General features: G+C 68.3%; 24 protein-coding genes. 14 read left to right on the top strand and 10 right to left on the bottom strand.

Features of this window, described 5'->3' with window-relative positions:
- The 6 genes from phnC to AC1DTF_RS20160 form a co-directional block, all read left to right on the top strand.
- On the top strand, positions 1-783 hold a 783-nt coding region (gene phnC, locus AC1DTF_RS20185), incomplete at its 5' end, for a phosphonate ABC transporter ATP-binding protein (RefSeq protein WP_477475344.1).
- The gene (phnE, locus tag AC1DTF_RS20180) at positions 780-2,366 is read left to right on the top strand and encodes a phosphonate ABC transporter, permease protein PhnE (RefSeq protein WP_477475343.1); all 1,587 of its coding nucleotides are present in this window, start codon (positions 780-782) and stop codon (positions 2,364-2,366) included. The genes phnC and phnE, both read left to right, overlap by 4 nt.
- A complete protein-coding gene (locus AC1DTF_RS20175) occupies positions 2,342-3,358 on the top strand; it encodes a zinc-binding dehydrogenase (RefSeq protein ID WP_477475342.1) in 1,017 nt (338 codons plus the stop codon). Before phnE ends, AC1DTF_RS20175 begins: the two co-directional genes overlap by 25 nt.
- A 21-nt stretch (positions 3,359-3,379) precedes the next feature.
- Positions 3,380-3,745: a hypothetical protein gene (locus tag AC1DTF_RS20170; RefSeq protein WP_477475341.1), complete on the top strand. Its 366-nt coding sequence runs from the start codon at positions 3,380-3,382 to the stop codon at positions 3,743-3,745.
- Positions 3,746-3,867: 122 nt separating this feature from the next.
- The gene (locus tag AC1DTF_RS20165) at positions 3,868-5,850 is read left to right on the top strand and encodes a DUF4185 domain-containing protein (RefSeq protein WP_477475340.1); all 1,983 of its coding nucleotides are present in this window, start codon (positions 3,868-3,870) and stop codon (positions 5,848-5,850) included.
- A 2-nt stretch (positions 5,851-5,852) separates the two neighbouring features.
- Positions 5,853-6,317 (top strand): hypothetical protein, encoded by a 465-nt coding sequence (locus AC1DTF_RS20160; RefSeq protein ID WP_477475339.1) that lies wholly within the window; start codon positions 5,853-5,855, stop codon positions 6,315-6,317.
- On the opposite strand, the gene AC1DTF_RS20155 is transcribed toward AC1DTF_RS20160, so the two are convergent.
- Both AC1DTF_RS20155 and AC1DTF_RS20150 read right to left on the bottom strand, forming a co-directional pair.
- The gene (locus AC1DTF_RS20155) at positions 6,314-7,180 is read right to left on the bottom strand and encodes a DKNYY domain-containing protein (protein WP_477475338.1); all 867 of its coding nucleotides are present in this window, start codon (positions 7,178-7,180) and stop codon (positions 6,314-6,316) included. The two genes, AC1DTF_RS20160 and AC1DTF_RS20155, sit on opposite strands and share 4 nt — an antisense overlap.
- 38 nt (positions 7,181-7,218) lie before the next feature.
- On the bottom strand, positions 7,219-7,512 hold the full coding sequence (locus AC1DTF_RS20150; RefSeq protein WP_477475337.1) for a hypothetical protein: 294 nt from the start codon (positions 7,510-7,512) through the stop codon (positions 7,219-7,221).
- 94 nt (positions 7,513-7,606) lie between these two features.
- Here AC1DTF_RS20150 and AC1DTF_RS20145 point away from each other — a divergent pair, with 94 nt between their 5' ends.
- The 6 genes from AC1DTF_RS20145 to AC1DTF_RS20120 all read left to right on the top strand — a co-directional run bounded on the left by AC1DTF_RS20145 (position 7,607) and on the right by AC1DTF_RS20120 (position 13,685).
- A complete protein-coding gene (locus tag AC1DTF_RS20145) occupies positions 7,607-8,764 on the top strand; it encodes an XdhC family protein (protein ID WP_477475336.1) in 1,158 nt (385 codons plus the stop codon).
- Between the two features lie 111 nt (positions 8,765-8,875).
- Complete coding sequence (locus AC1DTF_RS20140; RefSeq protein WP_477475335.1) at positions 8,876-11,209, top strand: xanthine dehydrogenase family protein molybdopterin-binding subunit; 2,334 nt, start codon at positions 8,876-8,878, stop codon at positions 11,207-11,209.
- 3 nt (positions 11,210-11,212) lie between these two features.
- Positions 11,213-11,899 carry an SRPBCC family protein gene (locus AC1DTF_RS20135; protein WP_477475334.1) on the top strand — a complete coding sequence of 229 codons (687 nt, stop codon included), beginning with the start codon at positions 11,213-11,215 and terminating at the stop codon, positions 11,897-11,899.
- Positions 11,896-12,771 (top strand): FAD binding domain-containing protein, encoded by an 876-nt coding sequence (locus tag AC1DTF_RS20130; protein WP_477475333.1) that lies wholly within the window; start codon positions 11,896-11,898, stop codon positions 12,769-12,771. Before AC1DTF_RS20135 ends, AC1DTF_RS20130 begins: the two co-directional genes overlap by 4 nt.
- Positions 12,764-13,237, top strand: coding sequence for a (2Fe-2S)-binding protein (locus AC1DTF_RS20125; protein ID WP_477475332.1), 474 nt, complete (start codon positions 12,764-12,766; stop codon positions 13,235-13,237). Before AC1DTF_RS20130 ends, AC1DTF_RS20125 begins: the two co-directional genes overlap by 8 nt.
- Before the next feature lie 109 nt (positions 13,238-13,346).
- Positions 13,347-13,685 carry a DUF732 domain-containing protein gene (locus AC1DTF_RS20120; RefSeq protein ID WP_477475331.1) on the top strand — a complete coding sequence of 113 codons (339 nt, stop codon included), beginning with the start codon at positions 13,347-13,349 and terminating at the stop codon, positions 13,683-13,685.
- On the opposite strand, the gene AC1DTF_RS20115 is transcribed toward AC1DTF_RS20120, so the two are convergent.
- A complete protein-coding gene (locus AC1DTF_RS20115; protein WP_057167809.1) occupies positions 13,682-14,518 on the bottom strand; it encodes an SDR family oxidoreductase in 837 nt (278 codons plus the stop codon). The genes AC1DTF_RS20120 and AC1DTF_RS20115 overlap by 4 nt on opposite strands.
- Positions 14,519-14,577: 59 nt before the next feature.
- Here AC1DTF_RS20115 and AC1DTF_RS20110 point away from each other — a divergent pair, with 59 nt between their 5' ends.
- Together AC1DTF_RS20110 and AC1DTF_RS20105 are read left to right on the top strand one after the other, a co-directional pair.
- On the top strand, positions 14,578-14,742 hold the full coding sequence (locus AC1DTF_RS20110) for a hypothetical protein (RefSeq protein WP_105361631.1): 165 nt from the start codon (positions 14,578-14,580) through the stop codon (positions 14,740-14,742).
- Positions 14,743-14,748: 6 nt separating this feature from the next.
- On the top strand, positions 14,749-16,218 hold the full coding sequence (locus AC1DTF_RS20105) for an alpha,alpha-trehalose-phosphate synthase (UDP-forming) (protein WP_057167858.1): 1,470 nt from the start codon (positions 14,749-14,751) through the stop codon (positions 16,216-16,218).
- On the opposite strand, the gene AC1DTF_RS20100 is transcribed toward AC1DTF_RS20105, so the two are convergent.
- From AC1DTF_RS20100 to AC1DTF_RS20070, 7 genes are read right to left on the bottom strand one after another with little or no spacing between them, the layout of a single operon-like run.
- Positions 16,205-16,690, bottom strand: coding sequence for a mammalian cell entry protein (locus tag AC1DTF_RS20100; protein ID WP_057167810.1), 486 nt, complete (start codon positions 16,688-16,690; stop codon positions 16,205-16,207). The two genes, AC1DTF_RS20105 and AC1DTF_RS20100, sit on opposite strands and share 14 nt — an antisense overlap.
- Complete coding sequence (locus AC1DTF_RS20095; RefSeq protein WP_477475330.1) at positions 16,690-17,382, bottom strand: mammalian cell entry protein; 693 nt, start codon at positions 17,380-17,382, stop codon at positions 16,690-16,692. The genes AC1DTF_RS20100 and AC1DTF_RS20095 overlap by 1 nt, the downstream gene beginning before the upstream one ends.
- Positions 17,383-19,164, bottom strand: coding sequence for an MCE family protein (locus AC1DTF_RS20090; protein WP_057167812.1), 1,782 nt, complete (start codon positions 19,162-19,164; stop codon positions 17,383-17,385).
- Positions 19,164-20,330: an MCE family protein gene (locus AC1DTF_RS20085; protein WP_162264231.1), complete on the bottom strand. Its 1,167-nt coding sequence runs from the start codon at positions 20,328-20,330 to the stop codon at positions 19,164-19,166. Before AC1DTF_RS20085 ends, AC1DTF_RS20090 begins: the two co-directional genes overlap by 1 nt.
- Before the next feature lie 5 nt (positions 20,331-20,335).
- Positions 20,336-21,727: an MCE family protein gene (locus AC1DTF_RS20080; RefSeq protein ID WP_057167814.1), complete on the bottom strand. Its 1,392-nt coding sequence runs from the start codon at positions 21,725-21,727 to the stop codon at positions 20,336-20,338.
- The gene (locus AC1DTF_RS20075) at positions 21,724-22,782 is read right to left on the bottom strand and encodes an MCE family protein (RefSeq protein WP_057167815.1); all 1,059 of its coding nucleotides are present in this window, start codon (positions 22,780-22,782) and stop codon (positions 21,724-21,726) included. The genes AC1DTF_RS20080 and AC1DTF_RS20075 overlap by 4 nt, the downstream gene beginning before the upstream one ends.
- Complete coding sequence (locus tag AC1DTF_RS20070) at positions 22,775-23,809, bottom strand: MCE family protein (protein ID WP_057167816.1); 1,035 nt, start codon at positions 23,807-23,809, stop codon at positions 22,775-22,777. The genes AC1DTF_RS20075 and AC1DTF_RS20070 overlap by 8 nt, the downstream gene beginning before the upstream one ends.
- Between the last annotated feature and the right edge of the window lie 2 nt (positions 23,810-23,811).

Genomic DNA, 23,811 nt, shown 5'->3' with positions numbered 1-23,811 from the left:
GGCGACGACCTGGTCGTCGTCGCCCGCGACGTCACCAAGAAGTTCGGTGACACCCTGGCGCTCAACAATGTCTCACTGGACGTGCGACGCAGCGAATTGCTGGTGCTGCTCGGGCTTTCCGGCTCCGGTAAATCGACACTGTTGCGCTGCTTCAACGGGCTGCACCCGGTCGACTCCGGCCGGATCGACGTCGGCGGTACCCGCGTCGAACAGGCCTCGGCGGCCCAGCTGCGCGCGCTGCGCACCCGGGTCGGCTTCGTGTTCCAGCATTTCAACCTGGTCGGCCGGCTCAGCTGCCTGGAAAACGTCCTGATCGGTGGTCTCGGACAACTCACGTTCCCCCGCTACGGTGCCCTGACCTACCCGAAGCACATGCGGGCGGCCGCCATGTCGCACCTCGACCGGGTCGGCCTCGCGGACTTCGCCGAACGCCGCGCCGACACCCTGTCCGGCGGGCAGCAGCAGCGCATCGCCATCGCACGCACGCTCATGCAGCGCCCGGCGCTGCTGCTGGCCGACGAGCCGGTTGCCTCACTCGACCCCGAAAATGCCGGTGTCGTCATGGATCTGCTGTTCCAGATCTGCGTCGAGGAAAAGCTCACCGTGGTCTGCACCTTGCATCAGGTCGATCTCGCGCTGGGCTGGGCGCACCGGCTGGTGGGTCTGCGCAACGGCGAGAAGGTCCTCGACCGGCCGGCGGTCGGCATGATCCGCGACGAGGTCATGGCGATCTACCAACGCGTCGACCCGACCAGCGAGACCGCCGCGAAGCAACGCTCATGAGCGCACCCGTCGCGGAACGCCCCTCCGCGCCGCCACGCGAGAAGCGCGCGCTGCCAGGCCTGCTGCACCTCGTGACCGTGGCGGCACTGGTCGCCACCATGGTGTCGGCCTGGTCCATCGACTTCTTCCCGTCCGAGCTCATCGACGGATTCGACGAGGTCCTGCGCCTGCTGGAACGCATGCTGCCACCGCGCCTCGACGACCCGGGCCGCATCGGCGTCCTGGCCGTCGAGACCCTTCTGATGGCGGTGCTGGGCACCGTCCTCGCGGCAATCGTCTCGATTCCGTTGGCGTTCATGGCGGCCCGCAACACCACCCCGCATCCGGCCGTCTACGCCGCGGCCAGGGCGATCATCACGTTCTGCCGGGCCATGCCCGATCTGCTGTTCGCGGTGCTGTTCGTGCGCGCGCTCGGCATCGGCGTGCTCCCCGGCATCCTCGCGCTGGCGCTGCACTCCATCGGCATGCTGGCCAAGCTGTTCGCGGACGCCATCGAGCAGACCGATCCGGGCCCGCGCGAAGCGGTCCGCAGCACCGGCGTCGGCTACTTCCGCGAGATGCTGAACGCCGTCATCCCCCAGGTCATCCCGTCCTGGATCGGCACCTTCGTCTACCGCATCGACATCAATCTGCGGATGTCGGTGGTGCTCGGCTTCGTCGGCGCCGGCGGTATCGGTTTCGCCCTGCAGGACGCCCTGCGCGGGCTGATCTATCCCCGCGCCCTCGGCATCGTCTGCGTCATCCTGGTGATCATCGTCGCGATGGAACTGCTGTCCATCGTGATCCGACGAATGTTGTTGGCGCCGGGGCAGTCCGATCCTCGCCGTGACCGGGCGATGCGCTTCGCGTTCTCCGGTCTGCTGCTCGGCACCATCGTCGCGGCCTTCGCGGTGCTGCGGATCAATCCACTGTCCTTGTTCACCTGGGTCGTCCCGTCGGCCGAGGTGTTCACCCGGATGGTGCCGCCCAACTTCGATGCGCTGGGCTGGGACCTGTTCGACGCCGCCGCGCAGACCGTGGCGATCGGCGTGGTGTCCACCGCGATCGGCGTGGTGTTGTCCATCCCGGTGGGAATCCTGGCCGCCCGCAACGTTACCCCGGGATCGACGGTGTACTGGCTGGCGCGCGGCTGGATCCTGGCGGTACGCGCGGTACCCGAACTCATCCTGGCCGTGGTGTTCGTCGCCGCGCTGGGCCTGGGCCCGATCGCGGGAACCTGCGCGCTGGCCATCGGGTCGGTCGGCTTCCTGGCCAAACTCGTCGCCGACGCGGTCGAGGAGATCGATCCCGGACCGATGGAGGCGGTGCGCTCGGTGGGCGGCGGATGGTGGAAGACGTTGTTCTCCGCGGTCATTCCGCAGTCGATGCCCGCGCTGGTCGGATCGAGCCTGTATCTGTTCGACGTCAACGTGCGCACCTCCACGGTGCTGGGCATCGTGGGCGCCGGCGGAGTGGGGTTCCTGCTCTTCGAGTCGATCCGGACGCTGAACTTCGATGTGGCCGGCGCGATCGTGATCGTCATCTTCGTCATCGTGTACTCGATCGAAAGGCTGTCCGGATGGATACGTTCGCGCCTGGTGTGACCACCGCCGCGGTGTGGACGGGCGGATCGGCGATCTCGCTGGAGAAGGTCGACATTCCGCGCCTGCGCGACGGCGAGACCCTGGTGCGGGTGCGGCTGGCCACCATCTGCGGCAGCGATCTGCACACCGTGACCGGGCGCCGGCCCGCCCCGTGTCCGTCGGTGCTCGGGCATGAGGCGGTCGGCGATGTCGTCGCCGTCGGACCCGGTGCGAGTGCCGAACCGGGACAACGCATCGTGTGGTCGGTGACGGTCAGCTGTGGCGAATGCTCCCGGTGCGCGGCCGGACGGACGGCCAAGTGCACGTCGGTGCGCAAGACCGGCCACGAACCCTTCGACGGGGACTGGCCGCTGTCGGGTTCCTACGCCGAGCACATCGTGCTGCCACGCGGCACCACCGTCAGCGTGGTGCCCGGCCGGATGCCCGACGCCGTCGCCGCACCGGCGGCCTGCGCGACCGCCACCGTGATGGCGACGCTGGAAGCGGCGGGTCGGCTGACCGGCAGACGGGTGCTGATCGGCGGGGCCGGGATGCTCGGGCTGACCGCCGTCGCCGCCTGCCTGGATGCCGGAGCGCAGGTCCAGGTGATCGACAACCACGCCGACCGGCTCGCGCTGGCCACCGGGTTCGGGGCACTGCCCAGCGACGGCGCACCGGTCGATGTGGCCATCGACTACACCGGCTCCACCGATGCGGTGGGCGCGGCACTGTCCCGGCTCGATACCGGCGGCGTGCTCGTACTGGCCGGATCGGTCACGCCCGGCCCCGCACTGGCCGTGGACCCTGAGACGGTGGTCCGGCGCTGGCTGACCATCACCGGGGTGCACAACTATGAGCCCCGGCACCTGCATCAGGCGGTGCGCTTCCTGGACCGCACCCTGCACCGGCATCCGTGGCACCGACTGGTCACCGACCCGGTTCCGCTGGCCGACCTGTCGGCTGCGCTGCGCCCGCCGCCGACACGGACGTTGCGCACCGCGGTGGCCCCCTGAAGCTTGTGTACCTTCATCACCATGTCCGACGCCGGTTTCTGGATCGCGTGGGGTCTGCCGACCCAGGGCCGCGAACCGCAGGCCCTGGATGCGCTGAAGAAGTCGCGCGCCTTCCTGGCCGAGCTGGCCGGCAGCGGCCGCATCGAACGCTATGACGCGGTGATCCTGCGTCCGCAGACCAGCGAACTCGGCGGCTTCTTCCTGGTGCAGGGCAGCACGCAGCAGATCGATCAGCTGCGGCGCGACGCCGATTTCGAACGATGGGTCAATCAGGTGCAGATCGTCGCCGACCGGGTCGGCATCGTGGACGCCTGGGTCAACGACGGCCTCGACGAGGCCACCGACCTGTACACCGACGCCCTGCGCGAGGCCGGTCTGATCGACTGAAAGACCAGCTCGACTGCGACCGCTGTGGCCGGTGGGGCATTTGCCTCTTCCACTATCGGCGCCGCTGAGGTTTGATGGGGACTACTTGTTGGGCCGGGGGCGGACAGCACGGAGGCTCCTTCATGGGCTCAGCGACATATATCGGCAGGGTGGGTGGCCTGGCCGTCGCACTCGGCGTCGGCACCGCGATCGCCACCGGGCACGGTATCGCCGCGGCCGCTCCCGACGATTCGTCGTCCGGCTCCCCAGCCAAGGACTCCACCGCCAGTTCGGCCGGACCCGAGTCGACCTCCGGTTCCGGCGACAAGACCGAAGCCGCGGGCACCGAGACGGATGAGAAACCGGCGAAGCCGGACGCCGACCCGGAGACCGAGACCATCAAGGATCCGGAGACGCCGGACAAACCGACCACCAAGAAGCCGCGACCCAGCCTGCGCACCGCCGGCAAGACCGCACTCTCACCGAAGCGGGCCGGCAGACCGGCGGCCGCCGAGGTGACCGAGCAGACGGCCACCGCGCCGGCCACCCCCGCGCCGGTGACGACGACGCCCATCGCGGCCGAGCCGGCCCAAGCCGCCGACCCCACCGACACCCTCCAGACCGCGGACAGGGTGGCGGTCTTCGCCTCCGCCCGCACGCTGGCGTCCTCGGACGCGGTGCAGGTCGAACGACGGGTCGCACCCATCACGGCAGCCCCGCCGAACCCGGTGACCGCGGTCGTCAAGGTGGTCTCCAAGGTGCTGGACTGGGCGGCCGGGGTGATCCCCGGCTCACCGTCGAGCCCGACGCTGGCCTGGACCCTGCTGGCCTTCGCCCGCCGCGAGGTCGACAACCTGCTGACACGGCTCGCCCCGGCCGGTGCCGCCGCCACCGGAGGCGTTGCCGCCGACAACATCTCGCTGGCCCTGGCCGCCGCCAGAGCACGCCCCGGCTTCCCGTGGCCGGGCGCGCAGCTCAGCGGTTCCACCAAATTCGTCGACTGGGTAACCGGCAATTTCCCGCCCAACGACACGTTCAACCGGTACGGCATCTGGGGCACCGATATCGGCACCATGTGGGACAACGGGATTCCCGATGACCCGAGCACGCCCATCAACGAGAACCAGGTGCTGATCGCTTTCGGCGACACCTTCGGCGGACCGAACATGACCGGGACCTGGCGGCTGAACACCCTGTTCCGCAGCCCGGACCGGGATCTGTCGAACGGGATGACCGTGCCCAGCGGAGAGTGGTTCAACGGCAACATGTTCGGCGGCTCACCGCTGTGGGAGGAGACCTACGCCCGCCAGATCATCCTGCCCGAGCGCCTCCCCCGCGGCCTGCCCACCGGAGTGACCCTCATCCCGACTGCCGGCATCTCGGTACCCACGCCCGGAACCCGGTTCGGTGCCACGCAATACGTCAGTTTCATGTCGGTCAAGCAGTGGGGTGCCGCCGGCCAGTGGTCGACGAATTACTCGGCCATCGCCTACTCCGAGGACAACGGCGAGAACTGGTATGTCGCCCCGCAGAGCGTGCGGACCAACTCGCCGGTGGGCGGTAACAAGAACTTTCAGCAGGCAGCCCTGGTGCGCCCCGGCGACGGATTCGTCTACTCCTACGGCACGCCCAACGGCCGCCAGGGCCAGGCCTACATCTCCCGGGTCGCCGAGGCCGACATCCTCAACGTCACCAAGTACGAGTACTACAGCAAGGGCAGTAAGGGCGGGATCTTCGGGATCGGTGCCTACAAGGCCGGGTGGTACCGCAACGATCCGTCGAAGGCCTCCCCGATCTTCGGCAAGGAGAGCGGCGCGTGCGGTGTCGGCAAGGCCGGCAACCAGGTGAGCGAGATGTCGGTGCAGTACAACAAGACCCTCGGCAAGTACGTGGCGATGCACGGTGACCAGTACAACAACATCATCCTGCGCACCTCCGATACTCCGGAGGGCGCGTGGTCGGGCCCGACCGTCGTGATGGGCCAGCAGAACGGCGGCATCTACGCGCCGATGATGCACCCGTGGTCGCCGTCCACCCTGGGCACCGGCACCGATCTGTACTGGAACCTGTCGATCTGGAGCGAGTACAACGTCATGCTCATGAAGACCGACCTCACCAAGCTGTAGCCATGCTCAAACTGGCAGTACCGCTGTTCGCCGCACTCGTGACGGCCGCGCCGGCGTATGCCGAACCCGCTGTGCCGCAACCGGACACCACATGCCCGTCCGACCTGACCGGTACCGCCACCCTGCCGTTCGGGCGGTCACTGCCGCTGATCTGCCAAGACCAACGATGGCAGGCGGCCACCGCTCCCACCGATCCCAGCGATCGGTGGGTCAGCTTCGGTCCGGTGATGGCGCTGCACGGCGGCGGYCTGCGCAACCCGAACCTGTTGCCGGGCCCTTGGATCGCGACCCCGCTGGACCCGGACACCCGGTGCGCGGCGACTCAGCAGACGGTTGTCAGCGCGGGTGTCCTCGGAACCCCGGTCAAAAACGAAGGCGCTCCCGGGCAGCCGCTCTCACTGGAGGTCCTGCCCAGCCTGTTCGACATCTCGATGACCGGGCACTGCCTCTGGGAGCGCAAAGGCTAGCCGGAGAACGTGATCCGGGATGTCGAACAACCGGTGACCGCGCGACCGGCCGGGAAGGTGCGCGGTTGGGCGCCGGCGATCACGTCGCGCCGGTAGTACGCCCGGCGGTCATCGGCGGAGCATTCGAAGGCCGCGCTCAGCACCCGGAAACTGACCGGGTCGGCACCGGCGATTCCCAGCCCCATCCAGTACGCACCGCGTGCGTCCGCGGCGTAGGCGCCGTCCAGGTGACGCAGTGAGGCGGTGTCGGCACCGGCGATCGGATCGTCGAAGTAGTAGGCGCGCGTCGCATCGGTGGCATACGCCCCGCCGAGCACCGTGAAGCTGCGCGGGTCGGCCCCGTCGACCTCGTTGCCGTTGACGTGCACGCTGTCGTCGTCCCTAGTGAACAGATAGTGGTCGGCATTGGAGATGACCGCGAAATGCCCCGGATCATCGGACAGCACGCTGCCGTCGGGCCAGTACACCGCGGTGCTGTCCCTGGACAGCTCACCGTCGAGCAGTTCGAAATGCCCGGGATCGGTGCTGATCACCTGGCCACGGACATACACCTGATGGCCGTCCTTGGCGTAGCCGGGCCGGTCCAGCAGTTCGAAGGTCGCCGGGTCGGCCCCGTCGAGCCGGTGACCGTCCAGATACACCGCGTCGCGGTCCCTGGCGTAGGAACGGTCCAGCACCTCGAAGCTGCCGGCATCGGCGCCGTCGATGGCGAATGCCTTGCCGGGAAAGGCGTTCAGGTAGTAGACGTGTCCGTCACGCAGGTGGTAGCCGGCGGCGTCGAACAACGAATTGGGCTCGCCGGGGCCGCACCCGGACAGCACCACCGCCRGGAACACCGCCACGGCCGCGGTCACTGTGCGCATGACTCATCATGACGGCAGCCGCCTCACGACTCCACCGTCTACGGGCACCACGTCACGACGCCGTAGGGTCCGGTCACGCACGGGAGATTGATGTGCAGGCCGGAGCGGCGCCCGTCGTCACGCCAGCCGTTGTCGTGACCGCGCCAGCCACGGTCGTCGTGCCGATCGTTGACCCACGGGGGACCCTGGGCGAATTGCATACCGCTACCGCCGGGCGACGGCGGCGCGGCGTTCGCAGCACCGGCACTGACTCCCAGCACCATTGCGAGTGATCCGGCACCGATCGCGCCAACGATTCCCGCCCTTCGCGCAAGCTGTTTCATGTCGATCATGCCTATAACTTAGCACAGCTAACAAAATGGGCGCCTGCGCTCGCTCCGGTCGCATCCGCGCGGACCGGGCGGCCGCACTGCATAGACTTCAACGGTGCGCGAGGTTCTCGACGACCTGATGACCACCTGGCGGGCCGGCGGCACCGCCGGCCTCGCCACCGTGGTGCGGACCATCAAGTCTGCACCCCGGCCCGCCGGGGCGGCATTGGTCGTCGCCCCCGACGGTACCGTGGCCGGTTCGGTATCCGGTGGCTGCGTCGAGGGGGCGGTCTACGAGCTGGCCACCGAGGTGGTCGACACCGGGGCACCCGCGTTGCAGCGCTACGGCTTCAGCGACGATGACGCCTTCGCCGTCGGCCTGACCTGTGGCGGCATCCTGGACGTGTTCGTGGAACCGGTGTCGCAGCAGACGTTTCCACAGCTCGCCGAGGTCGCTGCGGCCATCGACGCACACCGGCCGATTGCGGTGGCCACGATCATCGCCCATCCGGAGGACGCCTGGGTGGGCCGCAGGCTCATCGTGGAACCCGATGCCGCGACGGGTTCGCTCGGGTCGGCACGTGCCGATGCCGCGGTCGCCGACGACGCCCGCGGCCTGCTGCTGGCCGGCCGCACCGCGGTGCTGTCCTACGGCCCGGACGGTGAGCGGGTGGATGAGACGGCCGAGACCGGCATGGCTGTCTTCGTCGCCAGCTACGCCCCGCGCCCGCGCATGCTGATCTTCGGCGCCATCGATTTCGCGGCCGCCCTGGCCCAGCAGGGGACCTTCCTCGGCTACCGGGTGACGGTGTGCGATGCCCGGCCGGTCTTCGCCACCGAAGCACGCTTCCCGGCGGCCGACGACGTGGTCGTGGACTGGCCCGACCGCTATCTGCGCGCTCAGCAGGACGCCGGCGCCATCGACGCCCGCACCGCGATCTGCGTGCTGACCCACGACCCCAAGTTCGACGTGCCCGCCCTGGAGGTGGCACTGCGACTGCCGCAGATCGGCTATATCGGGGCCATGGGTTCGCGGCGCACCCATCTCGACCGCCTCGCCCGGTTACGCGAGGCGGGGATCACCGATGCCGATCTGGCGGGGCTGTCGAGCCCGATCGGACTGGACCTCGGGGCGCGCACCCCCGAGGAGACCGCTGTCTCGATCGTGGCCGAGATCATCGCCCGCCGGTGGGGCGGCGGGGGTCGCCCGCTGGCCGCGGTGGACGGTCGGATCCACCACGAGCGGGCCGACACCAGCATCAACGTGCGGTAACGCCACTCTCTTCTTTTGGAACGCTGCTTCTCGGGGTAGGCTAACGCCGCTCGCATCAACGTGTGACACAGCCCACTTACACGCGCAAGCATTCGAGGAACAGGAGCCCCTGTGACGGGAACCGTCGCCGCCCGCTACGCAGGCACCCGGGTGCCACGAATCGAAGATGCCCGCCTGCTCACCGGCAAGGGCACCTTCGTCGATGATGTGCAGCGGCCCGGCATGCTGCATGCCTGCTTCGTGCGCAGCCCTTTCGCGCACGCCACCATCAACCGCATCGACACCGCGGCCGCGCTCGCGCTGCCCGGCGTGCAGGCGGTGTTCACCGCCGCCGATATCAACCCCGGCGTGCACGAGGCCTGGCACGCGGTGGCCGGCAAGGATGTCCCCGACACCCCGCGCCCGCCGCTGGCCGAGGGCGAGGTGAAGTTCGTCGGCGACCCGGTCGCCATCGTCATCGCCGAGAGCCGGCGCCTGGCCGAGGACGCCGTCGACCTCGTCGACGTCGACTACACCCAGCTGCCCGCCGTCGCCGACTTCCGCAAAGCAATCGGCGGTGCCGCCGCAGACATTCCCGTCGTGCACGAGGCCTACCCCGACAACGTCGCCGGCGGGATGGGCGGGATGCCGCCGGACGAGGAGCTGTTCGCCTCGGCGGCCCATGTGGTCGAAGAACGTATCTACCAACAGATGTACGTGCCGGTGCCGATGGAGACCCGCGGCATCGTCGTCGAGTGGACGGCAGGCACCTCCGAGCTCACCATCTGGGGCTCTACCCAGACACCGCACGAACTGCGTGCGTTCGCCGCCCGGCTGCTCGGCATCCCCGCGCAGGGGGTGCGGGTCATCGTCCGCGACACCGGCGGCGGATTCGGCCAGAAGGTCGTCCCGATGCGCGAGGACATGAGCATCATGCTGGCCGCACGCCGGGTGCCGGCGCCGCTGAAGTGGATCGAGGACCGCCGCGAGAACCTGATGTCGGCCGGGCAGTCCCGGCACGTCGACGGCACCGTCCGGATGGCCTTCGACGCCGAAGGGAAGATCCTGGCCGCCGATATCGACTTCGTCCAGGACGTCGGCTCCTACCCGACGCCCTACCCGGTGCTCACCACCGCCGCGATCGGCATGTTCTTCCCCGGCCCCTACCGGGTGCCCAAGGCCAGCTTCAACTACAAGACGGTGTTCTCCAACACCCCCGGCCTGCACGCCTACCGCGGCCCGTGGCAGTACGAAACCCTCACCCGGGAAATGCTTCTCGACATCGCCGCGCGCAAGATCGGGATGGATCCCGCGGAGCTTCGGCGCATCAACATCCTGCGCGGGGACGAGATGCCCTACTTCAATCCCAACGGCATGCCCTATGACAACTGCGCACCCGCCGACACCTTCGAGCAGGCCGTCAAGATCCTCGACCTCGAGGGTTTCCGCAAGGAACAGGCCGAAGCGCTGACCCAGGGCCGCTACGTCGGGCTCGGGTTCTCGGCCTATATCGAACCCACCGGTGCGGCGACCGGGAACCTCGCCACCGAGGGCGCCACCATCCGGATGGAATCCACGGGCAAGATCAACGTCTACGTCAACGGCGGTTCCAGCGGCAACAGCATCGAGACCACAGTCGTCCAGCTCACCGCAGATGTGTTGGGCGCCAACATCAACGACGTGGCCACCATCCAGGGCGACACCGCGGTGACACCGTACGGCGCGGGCACCCAGGGCAGTCGCAGCGCGCCCATGACCGCGGGCGCAGTCAACGAGGCGGGCACCATCCTGCGCCGCCAGATCGTCGCGATCGCGGCCCAGATGCTCGGCGCCGAGGCCGACGACATCGAGCTGGCCGATTCACGGGCCATCCTCATCAGCGATCGCGAGAAGAGCGTCGGCTTCGCCGACATCGCCTACCGGTCCTACTATGACCCCGCTCAGCTGGGCGGGGTCTCCCCCACCCTGGAGGCCACCGCGCGGTTCAACTCACAGGCGATGATCCACTGGGCCAATGCAACCCACGCCTGCACCTGCGAGGTCGACGTCGTCACCGGCCAGGTGACGCTGACCCGCTACATCGTCAGCGAGGACGTCGGCCCGATGATCAACCCGAACGTGGTCGAGGGCCAGGTGGCCGGCGGCACCGTGCAGGGCATCGGCGGCGCACTGCTGGAACAGCTGGCCTACGACGACGCCGGCAATCCGATCGCCTCGACGTTCGTGGACTATCTGCTGCCCACCGCCACCGAGGTACCGACCATCGAGTTCGGTCACATCGAGATCCCGGGACCCGGCGTCGGCGGCTACAAGGGTGCCGGCGAGGGCGGTGCCATCGGGTCGCCGCCCGCCGTCATCAACGCCATCAACGACGCGCTGGCCCCCTTGGGTGTGACGGTCACCCAGATGCCCGCCACCCCGGCCAAGATCGTCGACCTGATCGAGAACGCCAGAAAGGACCGCTGAAACGTGGAGCTGAACAACGAATTCCGGGTCGCGGTGCCCACCGCCACCGTCTGGGAGGTGTTCACCGATGTCGAACGGGTGACCCCGTGCCTGCCGGGAGCCACCCTGCTCAGCGTCGACGGCGATGACTTCACCGGGGCGGTGAAGGTCAAGGTCGGACCGATCACGGTGTCCTACAAGGGCGTGGCGACCTACCAGGAGAAGGACAGCGCAGCCCAGCGGATCGTGCTCAAGGCCGAGGGCAAGGAGACCCGCGGCAACGGCACCGCCGCAGCCACCGTGACCGCCCAGCTCAAGGACGAGGGTGACGCCACCACGGTGTTGATCACCACCGATCTCGCCATCTCCGGCAAGGCCGCCCAGTTCGGCCGCGGCGTGCTCGCCGATGTCTCGGGCAACCTGATCGCACAGTTCGCCCGCAGCCTGGAGGCCGAACTACTCGGTGGCGCACCGTCTGCCACCTCCGCACCGTCCACCGAGACGGCCACCGCCGCCGCGCAACCCTCCGACTCCGTCGACCTGCTCAAGGTGGTCGCAGTGCCGGTGGCCAAGCGCTACGGACCCGCCGTCGCCGCGGCCGCGGCCGCCGGCGCCGCCGGATTCCTGGTCGGCCGGCGCAGGCGCACCGCCGCCGCCCCGCCCACGGTGTCCGCCGAACTGCAGGCCCTGCTGACCCGGTTGCTCGCGTGAAGGCCGCCCCGTTCGCCTATCACCGGGCCGAGTCGGTGAAGGAAGCCGCGGATGTGCTGGCCGAATTCGGTGACGAGGCCAAGGTGCTCGCGGGCGGGCAGAGCCTGATCCCGCTGCTGGCGATGCGGCTGACCCATTTCGAGAACCTGGTGGACATCTCCCGGGTACCCGAACTGCAGGGCATCGACCTGATCGACGACGAAGTGGTCATCGGCGCCGGCACCGCGCACGCGCTGGTGGGCATGGACGACGAGGTCGCCGATTCGGTGCCGCTGCTGTCCCTGGCCACCCCGCACATCGGGCATTTCCAGATCCGCAACCGGGGCACCCTCGGCGGCGCGATCGCCCACGCCGACCCGGCGGCCGAATTCGCCGCGGTGGCACTGACACTGGATGCCACCATCGACGCCGCGTCGTCGCGGGGTGACCGCCAGATCGCGGCCTCCGATTTCTTCACCGGCCTGTGGGAGAACTCGCTGGCCGCCGATGAGCTGCTGCGTGCGGTGCGCTTCCCGGTCTGGTCCGGGCGAACCGGCTTCGCCGTGCACGAGTTCGCGCGCAGACACGGTGATTTCGCGATCGCCGGCGCGACAGTGGCCGTCGAACTCGACACCGAGGATCGCGTCAAGCGCTGCGCGGTGGGGCTGCTCGGGCTGGGTTCCACCCCCGAGCGGGGCACGCCGGCCGAGCGGGCGATCACCGGCAGACCCGTCTCCGACATCACCGCAGAGGAATTCGGCCGACTCGCGCTCTCCGAACTGAACGACGTCCCCGCCGACCTCCAGGGTTCGGCGTCCTACCGCATCCGGGTGGGAGCGGCGATGGTCGCCCGCGCCTGGACCGACGCCACCACGGAGGCCCTCGATGCATGAACTTCACATCGCGGTGTCGGTGAACGGACGCGAGTACCGCGACACCGTCGAACCACGCGTGACGCTGGCCGATCACCTGCGCGAGAACTGCGGTCTGACCGGCACCCACCTGGGCTGCGAGCACGGCGCCTGCGGTGCCTGCACGGTCCTGCTGGACGGTCAGGCCGTGCGGTCCTGCCTGGTGCTGGCCGTACAGGCCGACGGCCGGGAGGTGACCACCGTGGAGGGCATCGCATCCCCGGACGGCGAGCTGTCCCCGGTGCAGGCCGCCCTGCGGGAATGCCACGGCCTGCAGTGCGGCTTCTGCACACCGGGTTTCGTCACCTCCATCACCGCACTGCTGGCCGAGAACCCCGACCCCACCGACGCGGAGATCCGCGAAGGACTGTCCGGCAACTTCTGCCGGTGCACGGGCTATCAGGGCATCGTCAATGCGGTGAAACGCGCCGCCGAGGTCATGAATTAACCGAGCGCCTCCTGGGCCGCTGCCGTGATCGACGGGTTGGGTAACGTCGGGTATCTGGCCGCCGATAGTCACCACGACGCTTCCCTCGGGGTGACGGGACAGGAGAACCATGAGGACCACGACGATCAAGGGCGCCTTCGCCGCGGCCGTGCTCGCCGCCGGCACCGCGATCGCGCTGGCCGCACCGGCCATGGCCGACGAACAGCTCGACCAGCAGTTCCTCACGGCGCTCTCCGAGCGCGGCGTATCCGTGGGCAGCGACTCCAAGGCGATCGACATGGCCCAGTCGATGTGCCGCAAGCTGGGCAACGGCAGCAAGAAGGGCATCGAGACCGCGCTGTACTACATCAAGGACCACACCAACCTGGCCGACGACGAGATCACCACGTTCGCCGGAGTGGCGGCGCAGGCGTACTGCGCCGACAAGCTGCAGAAGCAGTCCGGCTAACTCTCGACGACCCCGCGCAGGCCGTCCGCGCCGAAGACCGGCTCCAGCATCGCCGACAGGTCGGGCCCGCGGCGCAGACCGTGTCCGCCGTCGATGTTGATGACCTGGCCGGTGATCCACCCCGAGGCATCGCTGAGCAGGAACACCGCGGCGTTGGCGATGTCTTCGACCTCGCCGTGGCGCGGTAGCGGCGTGTTGGCCGCGTAGTCGCCCTTGAGCTCTGGCATGGACAGGATCGGGGCGACCATATCGGTGGCGATCAACCCCGGACGGATCGAGTTGACCCGCACCCAGGACGGGCCGAGCTCGTCGGCGGCCAGCATCATCAGGTGATCCAGCGCGGCCTTGGTGACACCGTAGGCACCGAACCAGCGGTGGGTACTACCTGCGGCGATCGACGAGATCCCGATGAACGAGCCGCCGCCGCCGCGCACCAACTCACGCGCCGAATGCTTGAGCACGTACATGCTGCCGTTGACGTTCAGATCGACGGCGCGGCGCCACCCGTCGGAGTCGACCTGGGTGAGCGGGCCGATGGTCTCGGTGCCGCCGGCGCAGTGCACCACCCCGTTCAGCCGGCCCGTCCAGGCGGTTGCGGCGTCGACGGCGCGGGCCACCTCGTCCTCATTGGTGACGTCGGCGGGTTCGAAGCGGACCTCGCCGTCTCCGGATCCCGCGGTGATCTCGTCCACCGCCGCCGACAGCTTGTCGGCGTTGCGCCCGACCAGCATCGCGTTGCCGCCGCTGGCCACCACGGCTGCGGCCACACCCTTGCCGATTCCGCTTCCGCCGCCGGTCACCAGGACCGTCTGTCCTGCCAAAGTAATTTGCACAGCTACACATTTACACGGGTGCCGACGGCGGTGGCCCGGACTTCGCATAGAATTACGAGATGCCCGCCAAAACTGATAGCGCCGAGATCGGCGACGTCGAGCCCGTGGCCGACGACACCGCCAGCATGGCTCGCCGTGTGGTGGCCGCCTACGCCACCGACGCCGACGAATGTCGCACCTTCCTGGCCATGCTCGGTATCGGACCGGCAAAGCTCGAGGCCTAGGTGTCGATGGGAGTCGATTCCGCCGACTCCGCCCCAGACGGGGGCCAAGCCGAGTTCGTCGTCGTGGCCAATCGGCTACCGGTCGACCAGGTCGTGCTGCCCGACGGCTCCACCACCTGGAAACGCAGCCCCGGTGGCCTGGTCACCGCGCTGGAGCCGATCCTGCGCAAACAGCGCGGCGCCTGGATCGGCTGGCCCGGTGTCGCCGACGACCGCGTCGTCGACGGCGACGAGGAACCCATCGTCCAGGATGACCTTCAGCTCTACCCGGTGCGGCTGTCCGCCGACGACGTGGCGCTGTACTACGAGGGTTTCTCCAACGCCACGCTGTGGCCGCTGTACCACGACGTCATCGTCAAACCGATCTACCACCGCGAGTGGTGGGAGCGCTACGTCGAGGTGAACCGGCGGTTCGCCGAAGCCACCTCGCGGGCTGCCGCACCCGGCGCCACCGTGTGGATCCAGGACTACCAGCTGCAGCTGGTGCCCAAGATGCTGCGCATGCTGCGCCCCGACCTCACCATCGGGTTCTTCCTGCACATCCCGTTCCCGCCGGTCGAGCTGTTCATGCAGATGCCGTGGCGCACCGAGATCATCGAGGGCCTGCTCGGCGCCGATCTGGTGGGCTTCCACCTGGCCGGCGGCGCCCAGAACTTCCTGATCCTGGCCCGCAGGCTGATCGGTGCCCACACCTCGCGCGCCTCCATCGGCGTGCGCTCCCGCTTCGGCGAGGTCCAGGTCGGGTTCCGCACCGTCAAGGTCGGCGCGTTCCCCATCTCCATCGACTCCGCCGATCTCGACCGCAAAGCGCGCGACAAATCGGTCCGGCAGCGGGCCCGCCAGATCCGCGCCGAACTGGGTAACCCGCGCAAGATCCTGCTCGGAGTCGACAGGCTGGACTACACCAAGGGCATCGACGTCCGGCTCAGGGCGTTCTCCGAGCTGCTCGAGCAGGACCGCGCCGACCGCAGCGACACCGTGCTGATCCAGCTGGCCACACCCAGCCGGGAACGGGTCGAGAGCTATATCGAGATGCGCGAGGACATCGAGCGACAGGTCGGCCATATCAACGGCGAATACGGCGAGGTCGGGCATGCGGTGGTGCACTACATCCACCGGCCGCTACCCCGCGATGAGCTGATCGCGTTCTTCGTGGCGGCCGACGTGATGCTGGTGACCCCGCTGCGCGACGGTATGAACCTGGTCGCCAAGGAGTACGTGGCCTGCCGCAGCGATCTCGGCGGCGCGCTGGTGCTTTCCGAATTCACCGGCGCCGCGGCCGAACTGCGCCAGGCCTACCTGTGCAACCCGCATCACACCGACGGTGTCCGCGATGCCATCGAGCAGGCGCTGAATCAGACCGTCGAGGACGGCAAGCGCCGGATGCGTGCGCTGCGCCGCCAGGTGCTCGCCCATGACGTCGACCGCTGGGCGAGGTCGTTCCTGGACGCCCTGGCCACCGCTAAATCGGAGTGATGTAGCTGATCAACCACTTGCCGTCGATCTTCTGGTAATCGACGCGCAGGCGGCTGCCGTCATAGACGGGCTGCTTGGCCTTGTCGGTGACGGTGCGATTCATGAACACCAGCACCGACGCCGAATCCCGTTGCGCGCTCATCAGACCCGCGCCGACCGCGTGTGCCTGGCTGATCACCTGGCGCTCGCGCGCCTGCGGGATGATGTCCTGGGTGGCGCGTTCCTGGAATTCGCGGCGGTACTCCGGCGTCAGCAGTGTCGCGGCATCGGTGAGGCTGCGCTCGACGGTCTGGAAGTCGTAGCCGAACACCCGTGGGATCTGCTCGATGGCCATGCCCGGCAGCACCGCCTCGGCCTGCTCGGCCGCGCGGGTCTGCACCCGGTCCCAGTACAACCCGCCCGCCGCTGCGGACAGGGCGATCAGACCGAGCGCGAAGACCGCGACGGCCAGCTGGATCAGTCTGGCGCGCATCAGTTGCCACCCTCGGGGTACTTCAGGTCGTAGCCGGTCATGTGACCGTTGTCGTCCTCGTGCACGATCACCCGCATCCGATAGGGCTGTGAGGGCTTGTTGACGCCTTCCAGGTCGGTCACGGTGACCCGCACCGAAACCAGCACCGCGGCGTTGCCACCGATGTCGTCGACCTTCTCCAGTGCGGCACCACTGATGACCGCCTCGGAGGTGGCATTGGTGTCGCGGAAGATGGCCTTGAGGTTGTCGACGTTGTTGTCCTGGCTCAGCATGTCCCGCAACGGACCGCTGGTGCCGTCGACGAACCGGTTCACGCTCTCGTCGATGGTGTTCTGGTCGTAGCTGAACATGTTCATCACGGTCTGTTCGGCGGTGTCGACGAACCGCTGATCACGGGCCTGGACGTCCTCGGCGTGCCGGTGCTGCACCATCAGCACGGCCACCACCACCACCAGTGCGACCGCGGCGACCAGCGCGGCCACCCCGGACACCAGGGCGACCAGCGCGCGGTGGGGTTGGCGCGCCGGCAGCGCGGTGGGCGTGGCCGGCGTCGTGCGGGTCACCGGTGCGCTGGTGACCACCTTGGCGGCGGACTCACCCTCCGGGGCGGCCGCCGGGCCCGCCGCGCGCGAGGCACGCCGACGGGTGGGCTTGGCGGGTGCGTCCCCGGAAGCCCGTTCCTGCTCAACCATTTACATCTTCCTCGGCGCCATCATCAGATCGACCCAGTTCTCCGCGGGTGTGAAGTCGTCGCTACCGGGGGCGAACACCCCGGTCTCGCCGCTCGCCGGGTCGGCGAACACACCTGTCTTCGGATCGTAGGTGCTCGTCAGGGAAGCGCTGGCAAGGGGTTGTTCCGCGGGCAACGGACCCGGTGCCGGCGGCGGGCCCGGGGCGGGCGGCGGGGGCAGCAGCGCCTCCGGTGGCGGCGCCAGACCCGGCGCCTCCGAGCCCGGGGGCCGGTAGATCGGCGTACCGGGCGGCAACGGCGGCATCGGCTCCTGGCGGCCGTAGGGCGGCAGCACCTGATCCGGCGGCGCGTAGTACGGCCACGGCGGTGCCGGCGCATTGTTGTTCGGCGGCACCGGGTTCGGGAACGGCGCGTTCGGGGCCGGACCGGGGCCCGGTTGCACGCCCGGAGGCAGCTGCACCGCGGGTGCGCCCGGATCGTAATCGTGGGCCGGCGGGATGTTCGGGAACTTGTTCGGCGGCGTGATGTTCCGCGGATCGGTGATCGGGGTGTCGTACGGCACCGGCGGGCCGCGCCACGGGTTGCTGCCGATCGGCACATAACCGACCGGGTCGCGGCACAGCTGGACCGTGGGCGCCCGCTTACCGGGGAACTCCTGGCACGGGTAGTTACGCGCACCACGCACCACCGCGGGATCGTTCTGCGCGGTCTTGCAGTACATGTCGGTCGGCAGCTCACGCAGGGTGGTGTCGGCCGGCGAGCGGATGTCCGAGGGCGGGATGAAGCCGGTCGAACACGGCGGCGAGTCACCCAGGTTGATCTTGAAGTCCAGCTTGCCGCCCTCGTCGGCGGGCAGGCCGGTGCCGACCGTGATCAGCGCGGCCATCAGGGCCGGGAAGATGACCAGGGCCTGTTCGATCGACTTGTGATAGATGACGCCGATGCGACCGAAGTTGGCCAGGTTGGCGGCCAGCACCGGGAACGTCGGCCGGATGCCTTCGAACGTGGTGTTGGCCTCCGCCACCGCGCCGGGCACGGTCTGCAGCGTCGAACGGAACTGCGGGTCGGCGTTGGCAACCTCGGTGGTAAGCCGGGCCAGTCCGTCGGCGGAGGAACGGATGTCGTCGCCGGCGGTGATCTGGGCGTCCAGGAACGGGCCGGCCTGATCGATCAGCTGGCTGGTCTGCCCGTAGCTGGCGTTGGCCTCGTCGATGAGGTCACGCCCGGACTGGATCAGCCGCGCCAGCTCCGGCCCGGATCCGTTGAATGCCTTGAACGTTTCCTTCAGCAGATCCTGGATCCGCGCGTCGCCGACGCTGGCCACCAGATCGTCGGCCTGCTTGAGCATGCCGGCGATGTCCTGGCCGATCGCGGTGTGCTCGACCCCGATGTTGGAACCGTTGCGCAGCAGGCCGGGGGCGGCGCCACCGTCGTCATCGCTCGGCGGCACCAGGTCGATGTACTGCTCGCCCACCGCGGAGACACTCTTGACCGTGGCCGTGACATTCTCCGGCACGTCGGTGTCGGTGTTGAGCCGCATGTGCGCCTCCACACCGTCATCGGTCAGTCCGACCGCCTCGACGCGCCCGATGGTCACGCCGCGGTAGGTGACGTTGGCGTTCTGGTACAGCCCGCCACCGGCCTTGAAGTCCGCGGTGACGTTGTAGGTGCCGATCCCCAGCGTCGCCGGGACGTGCAGGTAGAACGCCGAGATGGCGGTGACGGTCAGCACCGTGACGACGGCGAAGATGGACAGCTGCAAACGTGTCAGACGGGTCAGCATTACGGCGTCCCCCCATCGTGCTGTGTCGCGGTGCCGGGCGGGATCTTGAACGGATCGGCCGCCTGACCGGAGAGGTTGGCCATCGCACCGGTCAGGAAGTCCGGCGGGTTGATCACCTCGCTGAGATGCTTCATGTTCGGATCGAAGAACGATGTGGTGAACACCGACTCACCGAACCGCCGCACCGTGAGGTCGAACGTCACGAAGACGTTCATGTAGTCACCGCGGACGGCGTTGCGCAGATACTTGTAGTGGAACGGGAACGTCGGCAGCAGCTCCAGGTCCTTGATGAAGTCATCGGCATTGTCGTTGAGCGCCTTGATGACCGGGAACAGGTCCTTGAGGTCGGCCGTGAAATCGGTCTTCGTCTCCGACAGCACGCGCGAACCCACCTCGGCGAAACTCTTAAGGGCCGTGAAGGCACTGACGATGTTGTCGCGGTTGTTGTTGAGCACGAGCAGCGCATTGGGCAGGCTGTCCAGCGTGCGGCCCAGGTTGTCCTTGCTCTGCGCAAGGATCGAGGCGAACCGGTTGAGCCCGTCGGCGGCGGTGAGGATGTCCTCGGTCTGCCGGTCCAGTGAAGCGGTCAGTTCGGCCAGCCGGGGCAGCAACTCGGCGAAGCTGCCGGTCCGCCCGGCGACCGCGGCGTATGCCTCGTCGGTGATGTCCTGCAGCGCACCGAGATTGCCCTTGTTGACCACCACACCGAGCGCGGAGAGCACCTCTTCGGTGGTCGGGTAGCGACCGATGGCCCCGAGCGGGATGTTCGAGCCCTGCTTCAGCTTCCCGACGGCATCGTCGATCGGCGGGGTCAGCTGCACGTGCTGGGAACCCAGCAGCGAGGTCTGCGCAACGGTGGCCGTCGAGTTCTGCGGCAGGTCGACATCGCTGTCCAGCGACAGCTGCACCGCGGCGTAGAACGTCCCGTCCTGGCGCTGCACCGCCTCGATACCCGAGACGCTGCCGACGGTGACGTCGTCGACCATCACCGGCGAGTTCTGCGGCAGCGTCGCGACGTCGGGCAGTTCCACGGTGATCGTGTACGAGCCGGAGCCGTGACCGGCGGTGCCCGGCATGTTCAGCGAGTTCAGCCCGCCGAACTGGCAACCGGCCAGCATGAGCGTGCCGCCGCCGAGCGCGGTGCCACGCAACAGGATCGATTTCATCGAGGTCATCCGCCCGCCCCTCCGGCCGGCGCCGGGGCAGGCCCCGGCAGGGGTCCCGCGCCCATCGGCGGGGCCGGCTGTACCGGGCCTGCCGGTGAGATCTGTCCGGGCACCGCGGGTGGCGGCAGGATCAGTTGGCTGAGGTTGCCGCCCGGAGGTGCGATGGGCGGGGTGACCCCGGGTGCGGGCTGCCACTGCAGGTAGGGCACCGGTGTCTCGGCCTTCGCCTGGGTCTCCGGGGTGTCGTAGATGATCTGCCCCTTGTACGCGGTGATGCTGTCGATGGGGTGCAGCAGGATCGGCGGGTAGTTCATGGTGATCCGCTTGAGCACCGGCGCCATGCGCTGGCGGCAGATCTCGGCGCGCTTGTAGTTGTCCGGCGAGGCGCCGACATCGAAGGTGCCACCGCAGATGAACTGCACCGGGTTGGCGAAGTTCGGCAGCGACAGCAGGCCGCCGACGGTGCCCTGCGCCGGGTTGTAGATGTTGTAGAAGTTGGCCAGACCGTTGGGCGTCACGTGCAGGATCTGTTCGATGTCATCGCTGTGGTCGGTGAGGATCTGGGTGAACTCACTGAGCTTGCCCACCGACTGGATCAGCGAGGCGTTGGACTCGCTGAGCAGACCGCGGACATCGCCGAGCGCCTGATTGAGCGCGCCCAGGGTGGCGTCCAGATCCTGGGTGCTGGCCGCGAGCACCTGCGACACCGACGCGACGTGGTTGGTGAACTGCACGATCTGCTCGTTGCTGTTGGCCAGCGCGTTCACGAGCACCTGCAAATTGCGGATGGTGCCGAACAGGTCGGTCCGCGAATCCCCGAGGCGGCCCGCGGTCTGCGAGAGTTCGCGCAGAGCTTGGCGGAACGAGTCGCCGTTGTTGTCGAACGCGTCGGCGGCCTGGTTGACGACCTGGGTGAGCGGTCCCTGCAGGCCGCCCTCCTGCGGGCCGAGCTGGGTGCTCAGCGCGGTGAGCTGCTCCTTGACCTCGTCCCACTCGACCGGGACACCGGTACGGTCCAGCCCGATCTCCGCGCCGTCGGCCAGCACGTCACCTTCGGTGTAGGCGGGCGTCAGCTGGATGAACCTGGCGGACACCAGGTTCGGCGCGATGATGATGGCCTGCGCATTCGCAGGCACCCGCACACCGTCGTCCAGCGTCATGTTGATCTTGACGTCCTGGGCGCGCGGCTGGATCGAATCGATCCGCCCGATGGGCACACCGACGATGCGGACATCGTCGCCGGGGTACAGCCCGACCGCGGTCGGGAAGTAGGCCACGACCTTCTGTCCGCCGCGGCTCGGCCACACCAGGTAGACACCGACGGCCAGCAGGACCGCAAGCGCCACCGCGAGAGTTCCGCGCAGCCACTTGCTCTTTCCGGATCTGATTTCTGTCATGGCGTCTTGGGCCTCACCAGCATGCGCTCGGAGATCATGCCGCGCAGGTAGTCGGCGAGGCTGTCCGGAAGCTTGCCCGGCTGGAAGTAGCCGTCCAGCAGGACTTCGGCGATGGTCGCCGGGGGCAGGCCGTACAGGTTGATGTTGAAGCCGGGTCCGTTACCGACCACCTCGGCGAGCGCGGTGGCGTACGGCGGCAGTCGCTTCAGCGCCTCGCCGATGTGCTCCTTGCGCTCGAGCAGGTTGGCCATCACCGCATCCAGCCGCTGCAGCACGGGCAGGAACTCACGCTTGTTGTCGGCGACGAAACCGGAAAGCTGGTGCGAGACATCGTCGATACCGGCGATCAGCGTGCTCAGTGCCTGCCTGCGCTCGTCGAGGGCGGCGAACAACTGGTTGCCATCGGTGATGAGCTGGTTCACCTGACCGGCCCGCTGGGCCAGGGTGTCGGAGACGTTCTTGGCGTGCAGCAGCAATTCTTCGAGCGCCTGATCGCGCTTGTTCAGGCTGCGGCTCAGGTTCGCGACGCCGTCGAGCGCGCCGCGCAGCTGCGGGGTCGCGTCGCGCAGCGTGTCGGTCAGGGTCTGCAGCGCCTGCTCGAACTTCGGCTTGTCGAGCGCGCTGACGTTGCCGCCGAGGTCCTGCAGTGCGGTGTTCAGGGTGTACGGGGTGGTGGTGCGGCCGACCGGGATGACGGTCGAGTCGCCGCTGCCTCCTGGTGTCACCGAGAGCGACTTCTGGCCCAGCACGGTGTCGGTCTTGATGGCCACCAGAGTCTGGTTGCCCACCTTGATGTTCCGGTCGACGGTGAAGCCCACCTTGGCCTGATCGCGAGCCAGCGACACAGAGGTCACCTTGCCGACCTTGATACCGGACACCGCGACGTCGTTACCCGGTGAGATGCCACCGGCGTCGGAGAAATAGGCCTCATATCCGCGGCCCTGCGGGTACCACGGCAGGCCGGTGTACCCGAAGGACACCAGCACCAGGCACGCCACCACGAAGATGCCGAGAATCCCGGTGCGCAGCGGGTTGCTGCGGTCTGGGCTAGCCATTCTCCGAGCACCTCCCCTTCGACGGGTCCGGCGGGCCACCGAACGGGATCAGGATGTCGCTACCGGCCGGGCCGTTGATCTTCAGCCGGATGGAGCAGTAGTAGATGTTGAAGAACGCGCCGTAGGCACCCAGCGAGTTCAGCCGCATGTAGTTCTCCGCCAGCGGCTCGATCACCTTGTTGATATCGGCCTTGCGCTCGTCCATCCGCTGCAGCAGCGGGCGCGCGTTCTCGATGACGCCCTGCAGGGGGCGGCGTGAGGCCTCCAGCATCTCGGTCAGATCGTTTTCCGCCGATGCCAGCGGCGCGATGGCCCCGGCGATGGGGTCACGGTTCTCGGCCAGCCCGGTGATGAGCTTCTGCAGTTCGTCGACGCTGGCGTTGAACTGGGCGCCCTTCTCATCGACGGTGCCCAGCACGGTGTTCAGGTTGGTGATGACGTCGCCGATCAGCTGATCCCGGTCGGCGAGACGCTGGCTGAACGAGCTGGTGTTGGACAGCAGGCTCTGGATCGCGCCGCCCTGGCCCTGCAGCAGTTCGATGACCGCGTTGCTGATCTCGTTGACCTTGGCCCCGTCCAGACCCTTGAGCACCGGCTTCAACCCACCCAGCAGCGCGTCGAGATCCAGTGCGGGCTGGGTGTTGTCCTTCGAGATGGTGGCGCCGGCCGGCAGCTTCTTCAGCTCTCCCGGGCCGGAGGTGATCTCCATGTAGCGGTCGCCGACCAGGTTCTCGTAGCGCACCACCAACCGGGTGGAGGTGTAGAGCTGATAGCGCTTGTCCACGTCGAATGCGACGTTGACGGTGTTGTCGGGGTTCAGCGTGACCGAGCCGACCGAACCGACCGGCACGCCCGCGATGCGGACGTCCTGACCGGACTTCAGCCGGGAGGCTTCGGAGAAGGTGGCCGAGAACTGGTTGCTCGAGGCGAATCGGAACTGCCCGAACACCACGACCAGACCGGCGGCCACCAGCACCATCGCGAGCGTGAACACGATGACGTTGATCAGGGTCCTACGTTGGTTCATCA

This window comes from Mycobacterium sp. P4_H6 (assembly GCF_056400845.1).
This window is presented reverse-complemented; position numbering and strand designations above follow the sequence as displayed.